At 62.3% G+C, this 14664-nt stretch carries 18 protein-coding genes; 4 read left to right on the forward strand and 14 right to left on the reverse strand.

From position 1 onward, the window contains the following. Positions 1-34: 34 nt before the first annotated feature. The 3 genes from ACOOFO_RS10875 (at position 35) to ACOOFO_RS10885 (ending at position 2544) form a co-directional block, all read left to right on the forward strand. Positions 35-1120: a DUF748 domain-containing protein gene (locus ACOOFO_RS10875; RefSeq protein ID WP_420426793.1), complete on the forward strand. Its 1086-nt coding sequence runs from the start codon at positions 35-37 to the stop codon at positions 1118-1120. A 117-nt stretch (positions 1121-1237) separates the two neighbouring features. Next, a complete protein-coding gene (locus tag ACOOFO_RS10880) occupies positions 1238-1660 on the forward strand; it encodes a DUF4282 domain-containing protein (protein WP_420426794.1) in 423 nt (140 codons plus the stop codon). 32 nt (positions 1661-1692) lie between these two features. Next, positions 1693-2544 carry an OmpW/AlkL family protein gene (locus tag ACOOFO_RS10885; RefSeq protein ID WP_420426795.1) on the forward strand — a complete coding sequence of 284 codons (852 nt, stop codon included), beginning with the start codon at positions 1693-1695 and terminating at the stop codon, positions 2542-2544. 99 nt (positions 2545-2643) lie between these two features. On the opposite strand, the gene ACOOFO_RS10890 is transcribed toward ACOOFO_RS10885, so the two are convergent. From ACOOFO_RS10890 to ACOOFO_RS10925, 8 genes are all read right to left on the reverse strand, one after another. After that, complete coding sequence (locus ACOOFO_RS10890; protein WP_420426796.1) at positions 2644-3519, reverse strand: dihydrodipicolinate synthase family protein; 876 nt, start codon at positions 3517-3519, stop codon at positions 2644-2646. Positions 3520-3855: 336 nt separating this feature from the next. Continuing rightward, a complete protein-coding gene (locus ACOOFO_RS10895; RefSeq protein ID WP_420426797.1) occupies positions 3856-4143 on the reverse strand; it encodes a hypothetical protein in 288 nt (95 codons plus the stop codon). A gap of 117 nt (positions 4144-4260) precedes the next feature. After that, the gene (locus ACOOFO_RS10900; RefSeq protein ID WP_420426798.1) at positions 4261-4995 is read right to left on the reverse strand and encodes a glutathione S-transferase N-terminal domain-containing protein; all 735 of its coding nucleotides are present in this window, start codon (positions 4993-4995) and stop codon (positions 4261-4263) included. A 171-nt stretch (positions 4996-5166) separates the two neighbouring features. After that, on the reverse strand, positions 5167-6090 hold the full coding sequence (locus ACOOFO_RS10905) for a DUF1295 domain-containing protein (protein WP_420426799.1): 924 nt from the start codon (positions 6088-6090) through the stop codon (positions 5167-5169). Between the two features lie 129 nt (positions 6091-6219). Further along, entirely contained in the window at positions 6220-6822 is a 603-nt protein-coding gene (locus ACOOFO_RS10910; RefSeq protein ID WP_420426800.1) for a class I SAM-dependent methyltransferase, read from the reverse strand. 261 nt (positions 6823-7083) lie between these two features. Then, positions 7084-7755: an SOUL family heme-binding protein gene (locus tag ACOOFO_RS10915; RefSeq protein WP_420426801.1), complete on the reverse strand. Its 672-nt coding sequence runs from the start codon at positions 7753-7755 to the stop codon at positions 7084-7086. 108 nt (positions 7756-7863) lie between these two features. Then, entirely contained in the window at positions 7864-8229 is a 366-nt protein-coding gene (locus tag ACOOFO_RS10920; protein WP_420426802.1) for a YbaN family protein, read from the reverse strand. A gap of 190 nt (positions 8230-8419) precedes the next feature. Further along, on the reverse strand, positions 8420-8965 hold the full coding sequence (locus ACOOFO_RS10925; protein WP_420426803.1) for a DUF924 family protein: 546 nt from the start codon (positions 8963-8965) through the stop codon (positions 8420-8422). A gap of 305 nt (positions 8966-9270) precedes the next feature. Between ACOOFO_RS10925 and ACOOFO_RS10930 the strand changes: the two genes are divergently transcribed. Then, positions 9271-9717 (forward strand): hypothetical protein, encoded by a 447-nt coding sequence (locus ACOOFO_RS10930; RefSeq protein WP_420426804.1) that lies wholly within the window; start codon positions 9271-9273, stop codon positions 9715-9717. Here ACOOFO_RS10930 and ACOOFO_RS10935 read toward each other — a convergent pair. The 6 genes from ACOOFO_RS10935 to ACOOFO_RS10960 form a co-directional block, all read right to left on the reverse strand. Beyond that, positions 9714-10349, reverse strand: coding sequence for a hypothetical protein (locus ACOOFO_RS10935; protein ID WP_420426805.1), 636 nt, complete (start codon positions 10347-10349; stop codon positions 9714-9716). The two genes, ACOOFO_RS10930 and ACOOFO_RS10935, sit on opposite strands and share 4 nt — an antisense overlap. 125 nt (positions 10350-10474) lie before the next feature. Continuing rightward, complete coding sequence (locus tag ACOOFO_RS10940) at positions 10475-10972, reverse strand: hypothetical protein (protein ID WP_420426806.1); 498 nt, start codon at positions 10970-10972, stop codon at positions 10475-10477. A gap of 335 nt (positions 10973-11307) precedes the next feature. Then, positions 11308-11508, reverse strand: coding sequence for a hypothetical protein (locus tag ACOOFO_RS10945; protein ID WP_420426807.1), 201 nt, complete (start codon positions 11506-11508; stop codon positions 11308-11310). Positions 11509-11778: 270 nt separating this feature from the next. Further along, positions 11779-12282, reverse strand: coding sequence for a hypothetical protein (locus ACOOFO_RS10950; RefSeq protein ID WP_420426808.1), 504 nt, complete (start codon positions 12280-12282; stop codon positions 11779-11781). 142 nt (positions 12283-12424) lie between these two features. Then, entirely contained in the window at positions 12425-13771 is a 1347-nt protein-coding gene (locus ACOOFO_RS10955) for a flavin monoamine oxidase family protein (protein WP_420426809.1), read from the reverse strand. Between the two features lie 154 nt (positions 13772-13925). Further along, a complete protein-coding gene (locus ACOOFO_RS10960; RefSeq protein ID WP_420429744.1) occupies positions 13926-14486 on the reverse strand; it encodes a GFA family protein in 561 nt (186 codons plus the stop codon). Between the last annotated feature and the right edge of the window lie 178 nt (positions 14487-14664).

Raw genomic sequence — 14664 nt, forward strand, 5'->3', positions numbered from 1 at the left:
CGGATCGTCTGTGTCTTGCCCGCCAGGAGGGGGAATGGCGACCACCACATCAAAGCATTTGCGGCGAACGCGTTGGCTGATCGGGCTCCTGCTCGTGGCCACGATCGCCATCCTGCTGGTCCATGTCATTGCGCCACGCATCGTTCTGCAGCATCTCAATACCCGGCTCGCGCAGATGCCCGAGCACAACGGTGCGTTCGCAGAGGTATCGATGCAGTGGTGGCGCGGTTCGATCCTGTTACAGGGCCTTGTCATCCGCGCACAGGAGACACCCGACGACCTGCCACCACTGATCGACGCGCCCAACATCCGGATGTCCGTGACGGGTTGGCGCGCCGGGGACACACCCATTCGGGCGGAACTCACGGCGCTTCGCCCGGTCGTCACCGCCATTGCCGACGCAGAGGGGCGGATCGTGCAATTCGGCTTCGGGCAGGACTGGGTGCAACTGCTCCAGGATCTGGTTCCATTGACCATTCAGGCGCTGCAGATGGAGGACGGCGTGCTGCATCTGCGGGTGGGTACCGAAGCCAAGGGATTCGAGGCCCTACGCGTTTCCGCACTAAACGGGCGCATCCATCGCGTCCATGACGATAAGACGGTCAGCGGTACTTTGAACGGCCAACTGCCTGCATCCGGCGCCCTGCGGCTCGATCTGGACAGCGCGAGCTCCGGTCCAATGACACGTTCGCAAATACGCTTGGACCTGTCAGACGTCGCACTGAACGCACATACGCGCGCCATCGAGGCAGCCACGGGCCTCCGCGTCAGCGAAGGACGCATGGACGCCGATGCCCGCATTGAGGTCAACCATCAGCAGGCCCGCGGCGGGATCGATGCCACCATTGCCCAATTGCGCTTTGGCGAAGCCATCGACGATGCTCCCTTCGACTGGATGATCGAGACCCTCCTCGGTGCTGGCGTCGCAGTCGTGGGCACCGGCGAGCACGACCGCTTCGGCGTCCACATACCCGTGCAGGGGCGCATCCAAACCGTTCGCCCCCGCACGCTGCAAGAACTACGGGATGCCATGCTTGCGCTCCTTGCACCGCCCCTAGAATGGCGCATCAATGGCACGTCATCGGACACGTCCGCGCCAATCGCCACCGTCCCGAAATGATCGCCTCGCGCGTGTCGTGTCCGGCTGAACCGGCGCATACGCGTACGGCTCGCCACATGCTGTGCCCGACGACGCGCATACACCCCTTTGCCGAAGTCACCCCGAGAAGGAGTTGCCATGCCTGACCCACACGATCAGAACGAGCCCTCCACCCTTGCCTCCCTCGCCGGTGGCCTGGGTGCCGCGCTGATGGATGTGCGCTTCAAGACGGTGGTTGCCGTGCGCATGCTGCCCGCGGTCTACGTCACGCTTGTGCTCGGCTTGGGCGCCGTTCTGCTCAGCCGCACCGTGGACGCCTTCGCCCTGAGCCTGTGGCAGGGATTGATCGAACTGTTCCTGGTGAGCCCGGTGTACTTCATTGCCGGACTGGTCTTCATCCGGGTCGCATTGGAATTCGTTCATGCGGTCTTCCGCATCGCCGCCAATGTCGATGCCCTGCGTGGCTGGTCGCAGGATATCCAGGGCGTCGAAGCCCTGCGTGACGCCTTGAAGACGCTCGTCATCCCACGGGAGCGCACGAACAAGACGGATGACGAATGACCCGGCTTTACCACTGTGGTGGCGCTTCGGTAATGGATCGCAGCGCGACTATGCGGCGGCTGCGGCTGCTTCTGCTGCCCGCGTTATGCCTTGCCTGCTTGCTCGCCTCAGCCCAGGCGCAGGAAGCGGGTGACGTTCTGATCCAGGCCGGTTGGGTGCACATCGTGCCGCGCGAGGACAACGGCGCACCCCGAAACCAACTACGCCCCAACCCCCTCTTTCCCCTTCTAGGTGTGGAATCCTCCTTCTCAAGCGAGAGCGTGCGTATTCTTGCGGGCTCGGTGGATACGCTCGGGCTTGTCGGTCAATATTTCCTGACCGATCACTGGGCCCTCAAGCTGATCGTCGGCTATCCGCCGGTCGCCGAGGCCAGGGGGCGCGGCATCGTGCGCCCGACAGGGCCCACCGGTGAGATGGCGCGCATCGATCTCAGCGAAGCCCGGTTCAACCCGCTCGGCAGGGCGCGCCAGTGGGTCCCAGTCTTCCAGTTGACGTACCACCTCGGGCCACCGCACGCGCGCTTGCGCCCATTCTTCTCCGCTGGCTTCGCCTATGCGGTGTTTACAGGCGAAGCCCTCAACGAGGCGCTCAAAGCCGAGGCGAACCAACAATTCGGCGTACCGCTGGCACTCGCGGCCGGCATACCAGGGCCGACGCGCATCCGCTCAGAGCTCGACCCCGCGCTGGCCCCCGCCTTCGGCACCGGGGTTCGCTGGAATATCGATGCGTCGTGGAGCCTGTCCATGGCATTCGATGTCATCGCACTGGAGACGCACGGCAGGGTCCGCCTCCACGCCTCCGACGGTACCGAGCTCGCGAGAAGTCGCACCTTTCTGCGGCTGAACCCCATCAACATATCCCTGCTGGCCGGCTACCGCTTCTAGGTGCGAGGGAAATTGCCGCTGCGGCCATCCACCGGAGCACCGGAGCATCGTCGGCACTATGAGAGTCCCTGCGCCCCGCGCCCACCCCTATTGCCTGATCTAGGCCACCAACTGCGCCCCACGCAACGCGCGCCGCAGCGCCGCGTAATCCGAAGACTGGGGCAGCTCCAGAGGCCTTGCGCCTTCATCAATGAGCCCCATCTCGGTGAGTGCCCATCGCACGGTGATATCGAGCGGGTGCGACTCCAGCGCGTCGAGGATCGGTTTCAGCACGGCCTGCAGCGCTTCCACCTGTCCCTCGTCACCGTTTCGGCAGGCCGTGCAAAGCGCCTGCACATGGCTTGGCGCGACATTGGCAAGCGTCGACACCACACCTCGGAAACCCTTCAACATCAATCGGTGCGCACCGCGATCGGCACCCGCGTACAGCCCAAAACCCTGCGGCCATTCCATTTCCAGCAGCGCCTGTGGCGCCTCCGGGTTCAGGCCGCGCTCGATCAATCCATGGATCCCACTGATTTTCGCAAGCTGCTTGATCACGCCGTAGGGAAGCAGGTCGGAGCGCTCGGGATGCTCACGCAGGTACACCGGGATTCTGGCGGCGCGCGCGACCGTCTGAAAGTGCGTCAGGATAGCGTCGTGACCACGGATGTCCTCCACCGGAATCGTCAGCAGGACCGCGTCCACGACCGCGTCATTGGCTATGCGAAGGCCTGCCAGGCTTTCCTTGGTGGTACTCGCGCTGATATCCGCGATGACCGCAATGCGGCCGTCGGCCTGCCAGACCGTACGACGAAACAATTCGTAGCATTCCTCGCCATCAAGAATGACGGTGGAATCCAAGGTACTGCCAATCAGTAGAGCGGAAGTGCCCTGGTCGATATGCCACTCGACCAACCGCTCCAAATCGGTATAGCTCGGGGAAACGCCGGGTTGGGTGGGCGTAATCAATTCGACGATGCTGCCCTTGATCATGGAACATCCCTTTTCGTTGCAGTGGAGCGGGGCTCCATTACCCACGCAACATGGCGGCGCGATGGATCCGGAAGATCCGCGCCTCGGCGTCCATTGCCACCCACCCGATGCCTCGTTGCACCCGGGCTAGGGCTCATTCAATAAGCAAGAATCGGACCGTTTGACTGTCGAACGGATAGAAGGCCTCGCCCCAACGCCCTCCCTGCCAACCTCGCCATCAGTGCGCGGCGTCCCGTGGCGATGCCAAGCGGCGCTCGAAGGCAGAACCGGTGTGGCGTGGTCCCAAGGGGTCGAAGGGTCCGTCTGGCTACGACCCTGGTCCGCCAACCGCCGGGATCAACGCAAGCCCCACGCGTCGAAGCCTGATGCGCCCACCGCATCGGCATTCACCGGTTGCAAGGCACCCTCGCCGAGGTACTCGAAGTATTGGCCCTGATCGTCTCTGAAGATTTCGCCGGTGCCGAGCATCACGAGGCGCTTTCGGGACACCACCTCCAGCTCACCCGTACTCTGGTTGACCAGATAGACCACGCCGTTGGAGGTCTCAAAGAGTGCGAACTGCGGCGGCGTGGAATAGGTGCGGTTCTCGCAACCCGCGAGCCACACGCCAACGATCACAAGCATCCACCATCGCATCAGAAACTCCCACCGGGAAAAGAGAAAACCGCCAAGACGGAGCTCGCACCACCAAGCCGTTGGTGCCGTCGTAGCGAGCGGCGCCTTGCAGCGGCCAGGATCCGCTCAATCGGCCTTCGAGGAAAGCGTGCCATGCTGGGATGAGGCGCCCTCGGTCGAGTAGTTGAGCACGGTTTCCTTAGCCATGTTGCCCACCTGATAGGTCCTGTAGAGGTAGCGAACAATGGCTGCCGGCTTGCCCGACACGAAGCCCGTATTCGGATCGTGTAGGCATAGCGCGGTCCCCTCGCCGACCAGGGAGGTGCGTTCCGCCGCTTTGCGGCTGCCGTTTGCGCAGGCCTTCCAGAGATACGGCACTTCCAGGCAGGACAAGGCATCGAAGACGACAATCGCACCTGTCTGGCCTTGCGCGCCATAGAACACCAGTGGCTCGGCGGGCAGCCGGCTCGGCACGCGCAGCACGCCGAAGTAGAGCGACAGCCGCAGCGAACGCAGCATAAGCTTGGAGATCGGCAGCGACGAGAACGGGCGCGCGGGTGCGCCCCCGCCATAGGTGTCGAGCAGATAGGCGATGATCGCCGCCGAATCCGAGAGGCCGGTCCCCGTGTTCGGGTCCTCCAGGTACGGGAACATGAGTTGCCCGCTCTTCGCTTTGACCTCGGGGCGGTAGCGGCTATCGCCGGCTTGCGCATAGGCCTTCACCGTTACCCGCGGACATGGATAGATGCGTACATCCAGGTCCAGCTCGCTGATCACCGCGCGCACACGCTGGCAGAAAGGACACCCGTTGTACTCGTACAGCACCAAGGGCTGCGCTGGCGCGACCGCGGTGGTTTCCACACGCGCACCGCGCCGCCCCGTCCAATACACAAGCAGACGGCTACTGAGTGCATGCCAGCTCGCGTACCACCAGCCCGTCGGGTTTTGCATTTTTGCCATCATCCACCCCCGCATGTGCGCGGTTCAATCTTCATCCGTTGAGACGGCCACAGCAATGCGCGCTCCATCGGCTCACTGCCCGTCCGGTGCCCGGGGAAACCCAGGGAAAAAGCGATTCGTGGTCTTCTGGTACTGCGCGTAGGCGGCACGCTTTCGCAGCGAGTAATACTCCGCAGGCACAGCCCCCGTCAGATACACCAGGGTCGTATACATCGTGGCGGACGCCCCTAGCGCACCCAATCCCAAGACCCACCATACGATGGTGGGCTCCGATTCAGCGAGACTGATCCAGGACGGGACCGCGGCCACCACCAGGCCGGTCCACACCAGCCATTCCGCGAAATAGTTGGGATGACGGCTGTAGCGCCACAAGCCCACATTGCATACGCCTCCCTTGTTCTTCGCGATAAAGCGCAGCTTCTGCGTATCTGCTGTGGACTCAACGATGTAGGCCGTCAGCCAGATGGCGATCCCGGCCATCTCCCACGCAGAAAACGCGCGCTCGTTGATCGCCATCATGAATCCCGGCAAGGCCAGTACCGAGGCGTTCGCCAAGCCTTGCGCCATGATCTCGGTCAGCGTGTGCAACTTGAGATGGGCACCGCCCTCCTTCTGCAGCATCATTCGCCGGTAGTCGTAGCGGGCAAACTCCGTCTTGAAAATCACGCCGGTCTTCCATGCCATCGTCAGCGCGCCGATGCCCATGCGCAGGCCAATCAACAGGTAGACGGCCCCGACGGTGATCCGGCGGATGAGCTCGCCATCCCCGAGCATGATGATCGAGACCCCGATCAGCGCCACGCCAAAGGGCCAGGCGATATCGACATAGGACATGCGGCCGGTCCTGAGATACGGGATGCAGGCAACAAGAACGAAGAGCGCGATCTGCAGTCCAGCGTTGACCCACAACAGCGTCAGCAGCGTCGCATCATTCGCGAATACCGCTGTCGACCAGACCGCGGTAAACAGTGCGCACAAGATGACCCCGAAGTGCATGTCCTTCCCCGAATGAATGTGTGCGCTGCACCCTGAATGGCTGCCGCGGCAGCCGTTCGCGCTTTGACAGCGTGTTCAGTGCTCTGAGAGCGCGTCCGCAACCAGAATCAGTGGCGCAATCCGGCGTGATCAGGCCGCTTTTTCGCCGTCCTTGGCCGCGTTGAGCGTATAGGCCCAGCGCCAACCCAGCTTCTGCAGGGGGACGAAGCCATAGGCCTGCAGGCAGGCGCCGATGGCCTCGGCGGGTTCGAAATCCGGATCCGGATGATGCTCGGTGATGGACAGCACGCCGTCCGGCTTCAGTACCCGGGCGGCCTCGGCAAGAAAGGCCTCTCGGGCCTCGATCTCGCCAAAGACCGTCACCATGAAGATGGCATCGAAGCTCGCATCTTCAAAGGGAAGTGCGCCGCCGTCCGCCGGCTGCGTCTCAAAGTTGGAAATGCCCGCCGCACGCAGCTTGTCGGCAGTCTTTTCGAGCATCGCCGGCTGGATATCCAGCAAGGTGAGCCGGCCTTGAGGAATACGCTTGGCCACTTCCACGCTGTAGTAGCCGGAGCCCGGCCCGATTTCCAGCACCTGTGCGTCCGGCTTCACCGGCAGGCGCCCGGCCACGGTCTCGGCAGACATGATGAATTGCCGGCCCGGCAGATCGAGCACCCAGGTGAGCTGGTGCGGAAACACGCCACGACCAAAGCCGCGACGCAGAATGCCAATGCGTTCCGAGAGGTTCATGCTTCTTCGCCGGATGGATTCAAATGCTGAGCCTACGCGAAAGCGCAAAGCCCGCGCAGCGCGGGCCCTGATCAGGTGCGCACTTGCGCGTGACAGATCAAGCCGCTGCACAGCCCGAGGAGCGAAGAGATTCTTGTAGCGGCCATCAACGGCCATTGCAGCGGTGCAACCTCCGGAGCGTTCCGAGCACGCATCCTTCGCCAAACCATGCGCAGCGCTTTCACATACGTGGCCCCTGACGGGCGGCTGCACCAGACAGGTTCAATCGCTCTGCTGCGGCGCGGCCACGGGTACCAGTACTTCGTTGCGGCGAAGAAACCACGGCTTGAACGGCGGGTCGTAGCGCGCCCAGATCGGCTCCCCGACGACCTCCAGATCGTTATCCGCAATCCAGCTTTGCAGTGCGTCGAGATTGCGCTGGTACTTCTCCTTGCTCCAGAAACCGGAATAGCGCACTGCGGCTATATGGCGTGCGGGAATCTTGCGAATCGTCACGTCCGGGTGCTTCGGCTCCGGCGTCGTTTCCAGCGTATAGGACGCGGGCATCGTGAAACTCACCCGCCAGTCGCCGTCCTGGCCCTGCTGGCCCACCGGGGATGTCATCGCGATCTTCTGGCCCGCAGACTGCTGCGTCACTGGCGATGTCATCGCTACTTCTTGCTGGGGATGGTTCTCGCCCGAGATGTAGTCAAACAAGCGGCTAAAGGCCTTGCCGCCCGCGTCCTCGAAATCCGCATCCACGGTGGTCTCGGCCACGATATGGGCTGCGTACAGTCGAAGCGAGAAATCCCCATCTTCGTGCAGCAGCTCGTACTCCGCTTCTTCTACGGCCATGGCATTCCCCGTAAGCAGCGCAAGGGCCGTGGTAGCCCACAACAGGCGCATCATGATCTTCATCGCGTCTACCTTGAATACCGAGTGCCGCTTCGACACGGTAAAGCGCCATGCGTTGCAAACAGCCCGCCTGGCCCTGCTGGCTGGTGCGCGGACTGAGAGCCGCCCACGCATAGCATTTGCCGCCCGGTGCCCCGCCGGCACGCGTCAAGACCGCGAAGGCAGCGGTCGGGTGATCAGGAAAATGGACACTGAGACAAAGGTGATCGAAATCACCAGCAATAGCCAGTGCGGGCCCAGCCGCCAGTACATGAAGAGCCAGCTGGCGATCAGCATCACAATGGCCAGCACCTTGGCCTTGCGCGAGACGGCCTTCTCACGCTCCCAATCGATCAGCAGCTGACCGAAGGTGGGATGGGCGTACAACCAGCGATGCAGCTTCTCGGAGCCGCGCGCCGCAAACCAGGCCGCCAGCAGCAGAAAAGGCACCGTGGGCAGACCCGGCAGGAAAACACCGATGAAGGCCAAGCCCACGAACAGGTAGGCCAGAATGAGCGCCGCAAACCGCGCCATTCAGGCTGCCCCCAGAAGTCGAAGAAACCGAAGAAAGTCCACGCGCGCTCAATAGGCAGGGAAACCTCACGAAGCCGCGGCACGCAAACGATCCACCCAATGCGTACCGCAGTCCAGGAGTCTACGGCCCCGCAGCGTGCTCCGCAGGGTAGCCGAGCGCTCGCCGGCTGAGGGGCCAGGCGGGCGCGCGTCAGAACCCCGACCCCGGCTGCTGCAGAAAGATCCGCTCCTCGGCCGTCGATTCGCGGCCGAGCACCGCATTCCGATGCGGATATCGCCCGAAGCGCTCGATGATCGCCCTATGCCGTCGCTCGAAGTCCAGGCTGTTCTCCAGCCCCGGCTGCGCGAAGAGGCGCTCTGCCTCCTCGTGAATGATCGGCGACTCACTGTGCATATAGGGCATGTAGAGGAAGCTCCGCGCCTCAGAAGGCAATGCGCCATCGGCGCCGCGGGCGACTGCTTCCTGCGCGAGGCCGAGCGCGAGCGCATCGCAGGCGAAAGCCTCTGGCCGGTCGCGGTAGATGTTGCGCGAGAACTGGTCCAGCACCAGAATCTCGGCTAGCCGCCCTCGCGCATCGGCCCGCCAGCCGTAAAGCTCGCAACGCGCCGCCCGACCGTGAAGCGCGGCAAAGCGATCAGCAACTTCCCGGTCCAATGCTGCGTCGGTGCTGAACCACTGCTTCGGGCTGAGTTCCTCGAACCAGAAACGCCAAATGACGTCACTTTGTTCCATCATCGTTGATCGGCCTTGAAGGAATCGCGCACCGGGATGAGCGCTCATGGTGACATGTCGCGCATCACCTCCAACCGTGCCGCGCCGCCCACGGACCCGGTCATTACTGGCGTCGCGCCCATTCGGCGCCCAAAACCCTGCTCCAACGCACACCGTCAGCCTTCGTCACGGGCGTCATCTATCGATGCGATGGCGGGTCCAGCAAGCGCAGAATCCTGTGCCAATGGCTCTGCACCTCGCTGCCTCCGCTTTCGTTCATCGGCGTGGCTAGTAAGGTGTGAAAATCTTTCGAGAGAGTCGACTGCACCATGCCATTACGCCGACGCATTGCCGCCCTGTTCTATGCCATCAATGCTCTGGTCAGCCTTGCGCTCGGGACGCTGTATTTGTCTCGTGACCGCTTCATGCCCTATCACGAAGCCGCGCTCGGTCAGCCCTGGGAATCGGTCGAGCCGGCGCTACAGACCCTGCTGCTGGCGTTGATGGATGTCGCCGGAGCCGGATGGATCGCCCTCGGCGTCGCGGTGCTGATGCTGACGATCTACCCCTTCCGCCGTGGCGAGACCTGGAGCCGTGTACTCATCCCGGCCCTGTTCCTTCTGTTCTATATCCCGACCCTGCTGGCGACGCTGGCTGTGCTGGCACAAACGCCGGGCACGCCGCCCTGGTACGGCAACGCCGTGGCTTGCACTGTCGCGGTCATCGGTGTCCTGCTGGATGCGCCCTGGCGGGCGGACCGCGAGCGACCCGCCTAGCGGAACACCCGCAATTCAATAGCCGCGCCGAGCACCCAACTGGAGGTGTCGGCATCTTCTTCCAGGAAGGTACCGTCCCCCAATGAATAGCCAGCGGTCGCGCCCAGGCCAAGCATCTCGGTCACGTAAATGACGCCCGTTACATCCAGGCCGAAGGAATCAAAGTCGTCTTCATTGCGATAGTCAAGGTCGACGCCAAAGCGACCGCCTCCAGTGTCCCTCTCAACACCGACGGTGAAAGTGATGGCGTCATCGTCGTCGCCTTCGTCCGAATCCGAACGGCTGAAACGCACCGACCCGAATGGCTGTAGCTCACCGCGTGCACCTGCCCGATACCCGGCAACGAAGGAAGTCGTGTCGACTTCGAGCGTTGGCAGGTCAAGCGACTCCCCATTGAATTCGAAGTCGTCGACTTCCGCCTGAGAAAAGCGCGCACCCAAGAAGGGCCCGGACTCACCCAGGAAGTAGACCCCGTCAATCACCAGGTCGGAGGAATCTGCCTCCACCTCATCGCCGCCATCGGCTTCGATCGATACGGCACCGATTCCGTATGCCAATGCGCCGCGAAAATCACCAGCCACCGCCGAAAACGACCAAAGAAAACACGCTGCGCCGCAGAGCACTGTTTTCATTAGGACAACCCCCATTCTCTATTTTGCTGGTCAATAGCATGCGGCTCTGTCATGCAAGAACGATGACAGCATCGCCATGGCAGTCGCTTACCCCTGCCAATGCGCAGCATGGCGCCGCGCTCCCCCTATCGTACGAGCAAGGTGTGTACGGCTTTCAGGCTTGCGGGGTCCTTGGCGCGTTCCTTGTGTGCAAAAGCCTCGATGGCCTTTTCATGCGCATAGACATAGTCAAAGAAAGGCCGGTATGCCTCCGGTGCGTGCTGCTTGAGGCGCAGAAACTTTTCCTGGAAATCGGCCGTGCCGTCGCCCAGCAGCTTCATCGCCATGGGCCACGGCATCGCCCCTAAAGCGGCTCCCTCCACACGCCCCTTCATGACCCATCCGCGAGGCTGCCGTATTCGCTGCCCGGTGTCCCGCATATGCACCAGATAGCGTTCCAAGGTCGCTTCTTCCAACGCCTTGAGGGCCAGCCACTTCTGCTTGCGGTCAGGATTCCTGGTCACGCTGGCCGCAGTGCCAAAGAGCGCAATGCCGTAGACCTCCGACTCGTGGATGCGCTGCAGGTCGCTCTGGTATTCCGGGTAATCCATAAAGCTGCCACCGCTTTTTCGAGTTGCCAGCATACCCAGCCTGGGTGTGCATAGTGCTGGCAGGGATTTCGCCAGGCAATCACCCCTGCGCCGTCGGGCTCCGACATGTGCCGGCCACCCACCCTCGCCGTTGCGTGTAAGGTCTTTACCGCTGTCCAGATCGGCGCCTTTCGAGCAGACAATCTGCAGGTGCGACAGCCGCCTCGACGGTGAGGCAGATGATTCGCTGCTACGTAGTGCACTGCGATCAGCCTTGCGCCCAAAGAATTGCCATCGGCGCCACATCGGAGTTGAAGCGCACGAGAGCTGGCGCCACCTTTGCCACTTCAGAGGATTGAACGCCCTTACTAGTCGGGACCATCATCGCGTCAGCCGGCGGCATGTTGCTTTCCCACGAGCCACGGCATGAGCGCGAAGACGAAGAGCATAAGGATATAGACCGCGCCCGCCACGGGATCCCGCTCCTTCAGATACTCGCTGATACTCACCCCCTGTAGGCCCAACACCACAGTGAATTCCATGATGAGCAGGAGAACGAGCGCCACAACCCCAGAATGGAGATATTCCACACGGCGAGACGCCCTGAAACACCGAGTGGCATAGCGAGCCGAGAGATACGTGGCGGCCTGCATCAACGGCGCCTCGATCAGTTCCGCGGTGCGAACCCCCAGGTGCGGAACGAGCCAAAGGACTCGAATCGTCCCCAGAGTGAAGCCAACGCAAAAGACCAGACCGAAATAGATGACGCCTCTCGTCGCTGCAATGCTCCCCCTACCGCCTAACGCCATGCTTTTGCGCGAAGTGAGGGGCGGCGCGGCTGAGTCGGTCGCAGCATCCTGTCACCAGCCATTGTTCATGACCTTGCGGATCCGTGCCTTTACGGAGGGCGCCTCATCACGCATCGCCATCTCGAAGAATGCCTTCGCTTCTTTCTTATACTCGGGATGCTGCCTGCTTAATTCATACAACCCGTTGTATGCCCAAGCCCGCACAAACTTGTTCGGTTCAGTGAGTGCGGTCCTAAAGAAGTTGTACACGTTATCCCTGTCCGCATCTGCGATAGCCATGAAGGGAACGCTTTGAAGCACATGCAACTTGGCTTCCCAGTGCACCAATTGTTCAAGCGATGCAAAAATTCTTGCGATCTGCGCTTGCTCCAACTCATTTCCCGCCTCCAGCCATGCCTTCAGCAACCACGTGCCCCCTTTTTCACAGGCTTCCGTCAATGAGAGAGCGATAACGGTGTTTGAGAAGCTTTCATCGGCACTGTGCGCATCAAAAACCGCCTGAATTTGCGAGGCGGATTTGCCGTCCCACGATGCGATTTCGTTTTCAATGCCCATTGCTTTTCAGGACGCGTTCTTCATCTGAGTTCACCGCCAGTTGAGGCTGCATCAAGCTTAGCGATGGCATCCCTGTCGTGCCGTGCGAGATGCTTGCGCGTATACACCTGCCTTCCCGCTCAGTTCAGGCAAGAGCCCTCATTCACGGAAGGGTTGCAGCCTTCGCATCCAGATGGCTCGTGACCTCCTTCGCGGCCCGTTCACCCGACTCCAAGGCACCTTCCATGTAGTTTCGCCATGCCGAGGCGGTCTCTGTTCCGGCCCAGAATATCCGACCGACGGGGGCAGCCAGCGCCGGACCAAACGCACTCAACACGCCAGGGGCAGCAATGGCTCCGTAGCCACCCCGCGCCCACTCGTCAGCGCTCCAGTCGTGGTCACGATAGGCCATCGGCTTCGCAGCGGCCGGCCCGAATGCGCGCGCGAGCGCGTTCAGCACCAATTCGCGTCGACGCTCGGGTGGCTCGGTACCCAAGCTTCGGGCGTGCGCTCCGGTTGCAAGTGCGACGAGTACGCCGGGTCCCTCCCTGCTTGCCGTCCCGTCAAGGGTTGCCGTAATGGGCCCGGTTGCATCAAGCAGCGCGCCGCTGAGGCCATCTTCGCGCCAGAAGGGATGGTCATACACGCACAAGCATTTCACGACAGCGCCCTGTCCAAATCGCTGGGTCAGACCGTCGCGGAGAGCCGGCAGGATCGGGCTGTAGGCGATTCGGGCCGCCAGCGCAGGCGGCATCGCGACGATAACGGCAAGTGCCTGCCACTTCCCGTGCGCAGTCAGGACACAGACGCCCTCCGCACCGTGCTCGATACGCTCGACAGGCTCACCGGGATGGACGCAGTCAGAAATCTCCACCATGAGCTGCTGCGCGAGCTGCCCGGCCCCACCCACGACAAAATCCTGCTCCGCCGTTTCAAGCGGGCCCGTCCCGCCCATGGTCTTCAACTGATGCGCAAGCGCGAGAGTCGATACTTCGCCGGCGGTCGCGCAGGCACCTGCCTCCAGAAGCAGCCGCCAGAAAGCCTTCGCGCCGCGCGTCCACCCAACCGAGTGAAGCCAGCGCTCGGTACTCACGGCATCAAGGGCCTGCATTGCAGCGGTTGGCCGAGACGTGGCCGCGTTGGCCAGCCGTTCCAGCCGCCGCTGAATGCGGTGCGCGTCAAGAAGCGAGAGCGACCCGAGCGGGGGAAGATGCCCTCCCCGCCGTATGCGGCCATCCAAGGCGTAAACCGTCTGCCCGGAGGTATACGTCGAAGTAAGCGAGACGCCCGCCTCGCTTGCGAGTCGATACGCACGTTCCTGACCGGGTCCAATCCACTGCCCCCCAAGGTCCACCACAGTGCCGTCTATGGGCACACTGTGGACCCGACCGCCGACCCGGTCCCGCGCCTCCAGGACAGCCACTTCGAAGCCACGACGGGCGAGCGACCGCGCGGCCGAAAGGCCTGCCAAGCCGGCACCCACCACGATTACGTCTGCGTGTGTGTCCATGGGGTTTCGTGGTTACGAGGACCGTTTACAAATCAGGCCAGTTCCTGCTTACTCGGCGTCGAGCCCAATCGTGGCCTCAGCTATCGCCGAAGCGGCTTCACAACAGCCTTCTAGCGTGCGGCGCCGCTCCACGGATTACAGGCGGCGCAATACACTAGGTCGGAAACGAGCCAAATTGCGGAAGCGTTTCCAACTGCTCATCCCAATTGGCCCTGCTATCCATAAATATGTGCCCTTGAGGGCGGACTGGTACATCCGTATCCAGGCTACCCGCAGGTACGACGCCCAGGGCTCCGTTCATTTGCAGCGTTGGCAGGGCCGAACCGCACACCGTGCAGAAGCTCCTCACATGACGCGTTTCGGGAAAGTGATAGACAGCCACTTGCGGCTCTCCCGATAGCCAGCGTAGTTCAGCGTCGGCAGAGAAAAGGTTTGCGGCGTGAGATGACCCCGAGCCCTTACGACAATGGGAGCAATGACAAAGGAAGAAGCCTTCAAAAGCCCCCGAAACCTCAAAGCGAACCGCGCCGCATAGACATCCGCCTACATGTTTCACAGCATTTTCCACCTGAGATGACGGAGACATGCTAGTCATTACACCAGTTCCTTCTGCCCGCTGTTCGCAACCCCACGTGTCCGCGGCCCTCGGCGGCGTGGCTTCAACTGCAGACCCAATTCGTCGCGCGCCAGCTTTTCTCAACCGCGCACAAGGCATACGTGGCCATGTACCGAATGGCCAGCAGCTGAACCGTTGCGACCATTGCACCGCAACCAAATCAACCCTTCGGCCCTGGAGCAAGTGCCCGGTCAGCCGAGGCCGCGCCTTGATCCAGCTACTGCATTCATCGGTGACGTGTTCTGCCGACCGCTCGCGCCAAGCCAACCCGGGGAGC

The organism is Algiphilus sp., assembly GCF_965216485.1.
Lineage (GTDB): Bacteria > Pseudomonadota > Gammaproteobacteria > Nevskiales > Nevskiaceae > Algiphilus.